At 55.6% G+C, this 4,738-nt stretch carries 4 protein-coding genes and 1 pseudogene; 3 read left to right on the forward strand and 2 right to left on the reverse strand.

Features of this window, described 5'->3' with window-relative positions; genetic code table 11:
* The first annotated feature begins 165 nt into the window (after positions 1-165).
* The 3 genes and pseudogenes from QZ522_RS17815 to QZ522_RS19100 all read left to right on the forward strand — a co-directional run bounded on the left by QZ522_RS17815 (position 166) and on the right by QZ522_RS19100 (position 2,129).
* Positions 166-774: a tyrosine-type recombinase/integrase gene (locus QZ522_RS17815; protein ID WP_294614749.1), complete on the forward strand. Its 609-nt coding sequence runs from the start codon at positions 166-168 to the stop codon at positions 772-774.
* A gap of 40 nt (positions 775-814) precedes the next feature.
* A pseudogene (locus QZ522_RS17820) lies at positions 815-1,784 on the forward strand (IS5 family transposase).
* A complete protein-coding gene (locus tag QZ522_RS19100; RefSeq protein ID WP_365353906.1) occupies positions 1,785-2,129 on the forward strand; it encodes a tyrosine-type recombinase/integrase in 345 nt (114 codons plus the stop codon). It abuts the pseudogene before it with no gap.
* A gap of 26 nt (positions 2,130-2,155) precedes the next feature.
* Here the strand turns inward: QZ522_RS19100 and QZ522_RS17825 are convergent, their stop codons facing one another.
* Positions 2,156-2,860 carry a copper homeostasis protein CutC gene (locus QZ522_RS17825; RefSeq protein WP_294614750.1) on the reverse strand — a complete coding sequence of 235 codons (705 nt, stop codon included), beginning with the start codon at positions 2,858-2,860 and terminating at the stop codon, positions 2,156-2,158.
* A 374-nt stretch (positions 2,861-3,234) separates the two neighbouring features.
* Positions 3,235-4,738 (reverse strand): hypothetical protein (locus tag QZ522_RS17830; protein ID WP_294614752.1); only part of this gene is annotated, 1,504 nt, incomplete at its 5' end.

Consider the following 4,738-nt stretch of genomic DNA (forward strand, 5'->3'; position numbering starts at 1 on the left):
GTGCGATACGCACTGCATCTTGGCGAAATTCGTCCGTTCGTTTCAGCCCCATAATCAATCTCCTTTGTTGCAGTAAATGCTATCAAAGGAGCGGCATCAAACCGCGACGGGTCCAGTTACCAGACGGCACGCATCGCCTCACGTCCTGGAAGCAAAGAGTTTGCCTTGGAGTACGCCGCGCTGCTGAATGGCGCCCAACCCGTCCCAACATCAGGAAAGACCTTTTCGTCGCTGGTGACGAGCTATGAGCGCAGCCAGCGATATCGGAACCTAGCCCCCCGCACCGCACGGGATTATGACAAGGTGCTGACATGGGTTCGAAAGAAACTTGGTCCATTGCCGGTCGACAGTATACGCCGCAAGGATATGATCAGAGCCCGTGACGCCAACGCTGAAACCGTACGGTTTGCCAACTACATCGTGCAGGTCGTGCGCATCTTGCTCGAACATGCCATCGACATTGGCTGGAGAGACGACAATCCCGCCAAAGGCGTTTCGCTTCTGAAATCTGACGCCCCTGCCTGGCAACCCTGGCCACCTGAAAAGATCGAAGCATTTAGAGAAAACGCCAACGGACGTGCGCTACTGATCTTCGAACTATGTCTTGGGACAGGTCAGCGTATCGGCGACGTGCTTAAAATGCGGTGGAGCGACATCAACGGTGACGGCATCAACGTAATCCAAGGAAAGACCGGTACCGTGCTATGGGTGCCGTTCACCGCTCCACTGCGGAACCTTATCGCTGGCACCGGCTTTGTTGCACAAATGGACTGATGGGATTCACTGTATGAATCCAGCGTGATAGCTGAAGGGGATGAGCAGTTGGGCCCCTACGAAGTACAAGACCAAGAATTGGTCGTCTTACAATGACAGCTTGAAGCAGCGCGGATTGTTGTCGATCTGGTTTGATCCGGAGATGGATTGGACACCGCCACCAAGTGGCAAACGGGTGCGGCAGCAGCAATTCAGTGACGCCGCCATTCAGACTTGCCTGACGTTGAAGATCCTGTTTGGCATGCCGCTTCGCCAGACAACTGGGTTCGTCCAGAGCTTGCTGCGACTGGCCGGGTTGGACTGGGCTGCGCCGGATTTCAGCACCTTATGTCGACGCCAGAAGGCACTTAAAGTGAACTTGTCGTATCGCGGCTCCACGGGCCCCTTGAACCTCCTCATCGATAGCACGGGTATCAAGGCCGAAGGTGAAGGAGAGTGGAATGCGCGCAAGCATGGCGGTTCCAAACGCCGTATCTGGCGCAAGATACACATAGGTATCGACGAGGAAACACTGGAGGTTCGGGCAGTCGAAGTCACCAGCAGTAACATCGGGGATGCTCCGATGCTGCCCGAACTCCTGAACCAAATCCCGTCCGATCAGGACATCGGCAGTGTCACCGCCCCCTCTCACTCATGTAAACATGCGCTGCCGGGCAGTGGACAGGGCATATGACACTCGTAAATGCCACGAGGCGATTGCCGACAGAGATGCTCACGCAGTGATCCCACCGCGTAAGAATGCAAAGCCCTGGAAACCGACGAGCGCCGGAGCAATTGCCCGCAACGATGCGGTCAATGCGCAACAATATCTGGGCCGCACCCTGTGGCGACGCTGGAGCGGATACCACCGACGAAGCCGCGTCGAAACGAAGATGCATTGTCTGAAACTACTCGGCCAATCGCTCATGGCGAGGGACTTCGAAAGGCAGGTCGCGGAAATCCAGATCCGCATCGCCGTGCTCAACTGCTACACCGATACCGGTATACCTGTCACGGAGTCCGTTTGCTAAGTGCGCCCGGGGAAAGGGGAAGAACATCCTTCAACCGATTTGTGCAACAAAGCCGCTGGCACCCCGAAAATTGGATCAACAATTTGCGCTTGGGGGCGAGGAAAACCATCCAGTTATCGAAGCGCCCATGAATTGGTTATGAACGTTCGCAAGAAAATTGGCGCCGTGGAATACGACCTGCACGGGCTCCGCTATTCTGCAGCAGCCGAACTCGCAGCTCTGGGCTGCAGCGACGAACTAATAATGGCAGTGACTGGGCACCAGACCCGAGCAATGGTTGCTCGGTACGCCGGGTCTGCCAGACAGAAGATGAGAGCCGTAGAGGCTCAGGAGCGCCGGGAATAGTGGCCCATTCATTAGCCACCTAAGTTTTACCCTGAGATCTGATTGACCATCGCACGTATCTGCGCTTCTGAAGTCTCAAACCGTCCACCCGGCGGATCAAAATCCGAAAACGCCACGTCTCCAGTCACTCGGACACTACAAGCAGCATGCACTTCTTGAACTCCTGTGGCTGAAATAACAGAAGCCACATTGGCAGCAGTTAACCCGCAGCCCGGCATGACCGAAATTCTCCCGGCCGCCTTTACTACCATCTGTGCGATCAAATCCGTTCCGTCTTGCGCAAATGGTTTTGCTCCAGAAGTCAGCACCCGCTCAAATCCCAGCTCAATTGCCTGGCCGAGTGCAATCAAGGGCTCCGGCACCACATCAATCACCCGATGCAAGGTTGTTCCCAAGTCACCTGCTGCAGCTATCATCTGCTCGAGTAGCGGCATATTCAGGCCACCATCGCCGTTCTGGGCGCCCAACACCACGCCCGCTAGCCCAACCCGTTGCGCTGCGCCAATGTCAGCAAGCATGATTTTTGCTTCTGCCTCAGAAAACTCAAACAACCCACTGCGTGGCCGGATCATCGCATAACAGGAAATGGGCAAAGCAACAGCCGCGCGCATCAGACCGACAGACGGAGTTAACCCACCTTCGGACAGCGACGAACACAGCTCCACTCGTTCTGCACCGCCATTCATCGCGGCAATCACTCCATCGATCGTATCAACGCAAACTTCCAGCACAGTGCTCTCCCTTTTCAAACCGCCCCAAAATGACTACATCCATGGTTTCCGGGCAATTTTGAGCACAACAGCATTTGTCTCTAAAGCCCAACCCAAATCCAGTGTGCGTTTAGAGCCTCCGTGCTCGAACGCTGGCTTTCGTTTTTCGGCAAAACAATAATCCATTAGAGTCCAAATACAGACAGTTGTTACAAGAGACAACGATACCGGTATGGCCCGCGCAACCCGCGAATAGCGCTACAGATATCTGCAAGGCGACCGCAGGTCTCTGGATCACACTGAATAGCAGACCAGCTAAGCCCAGTCGATACAGGCGACGGGAAGTCCTAATGGGGCAAAAGCATCAAAGAGACATCAAATCAATGCGCGGTGTCTCAGGAAGGCATCGACAGCATGTTGAAGGTCTTGGTACCGACCGGAGACGGACCTTTGAACTCGAGGGTACCGGTGTAATCCTTGTTCGGCCGCCACTCGAGGTGATCTTCGTCGTTGTTGGGATACATGGTGACCATAGTGAACGAGGCGGTTTTGTTAGAGCGCCGGAAGATCGCAGTGGCACCCTGGATCATGTTCTTGCCGGTATCGTCAGTCTCCATCATCTTGACCTGAAGTTTCTTGAACAATTCGTCGAGGCTGATATTGCCGTCCTGGAAGTCATGCAGGAACCCCTTCGCAGTGGGTTCATCGAGGTGCTCGCTCTTCTTGCCCACCTTCTTCACTGCATAGCCCCATCCAGCACCGCCGCTCTCGGCTATACCGAGGGTAATCTCAAGCGATTTAAAGTCGTTGTAGCCGGTACCAGTCTTTTTCTTGTACTCCTGATATTTTTCCACGTCCTTGGCAATTTTATTGAAGATGTCGAAGGCGCGCTTTTCCAGCACCGGCGTCGCCCACATCGAACCCACTTGGCTGGCGCCGGTGTTCGAGGCTGTGGCCACGATGTTCTTCGCCGTCTTGTCAACATCGACGATCACCCGCTTGCCGTCTTCCTCGGCATAAGTGATGTCGATCGCGTTCCATTTGACAGTAGTGTTCTTGGCGCTGCCGTCCGGGTTCCGTTCGACACTGCGCTGCGCGGTGCCCGCTGGGTTAGAGGTGCTGTCGGGGGCCACCCCACCACGGTTCTTTACCTTATGCTTTGCGGCGTTTGGGTCGGAGGTGTCGTAATAGGCCTCGGTCGTCGCAGCGCGAACGCCCTGCGCTTCCAGCCCAGTCTGTGGCCCGTGGCGGCCCATGCCGTGCTTGCCATCGCGGATTTCTTCCTTCAACCGCTTCTCACGCCACTCAACCGCTGCGCCCATCTCTTCCAGTGTTTCCTGAATCTGCGCCTTGGCCGCTTCCATCGGAATGTCGTCGAAAAGAGTATCAAGTTTAGTTAGATCCGCTTCCGCTGCCTCAGCAATCCGTTTCAGATTTGGATCTACCGTCGAGGCGGCTTCAAGACGTGTAAGCAGTTCGCTATGTTGCCGCCGCTGCTCAGTCAGCGCCTCACGAACGCTGTCGAGACGCTTTTCAGCGGTGTCAAAATCCTTCAGTAGCGCAGTGGGATCGCCTTCGTTTTCCTTTATCTTCAGAATGGCGAAGCGGATCTTTTCCAACTTGCCGCGCTCCTGTGTCACCAGCCCCTCGGCTTTGCGCACCCACGCGACCTTCTTTTCGATCACGGCAGTCAGCCGCTCGGCCTCGGATCCGGTCGCCGGTGTCTGGGTCGCGCCAGCTTTGGCCTTTTCCTTATCGGCCATCGCCAGCTTCGCAAATTCAAGGATCTTCTTGTCGAGCGCCACTAAAACATTAGTGACATTGGCACTTTTACCAGCCTCGCGCGCCTTATCTGCCAGGCCCCAAATCTTGCGCAGTTCCGCGCGCTCGTCGTCGGTA

The organism is uncultured Roseovarius sp. (assembly GCF_913054395.1).
Taxonomy (GTDB): Bacteria; Pseudomonadota; Alphaproteobacteria; order Rhodobacterales; family Rhodobacteraceae; genus Roseovarius.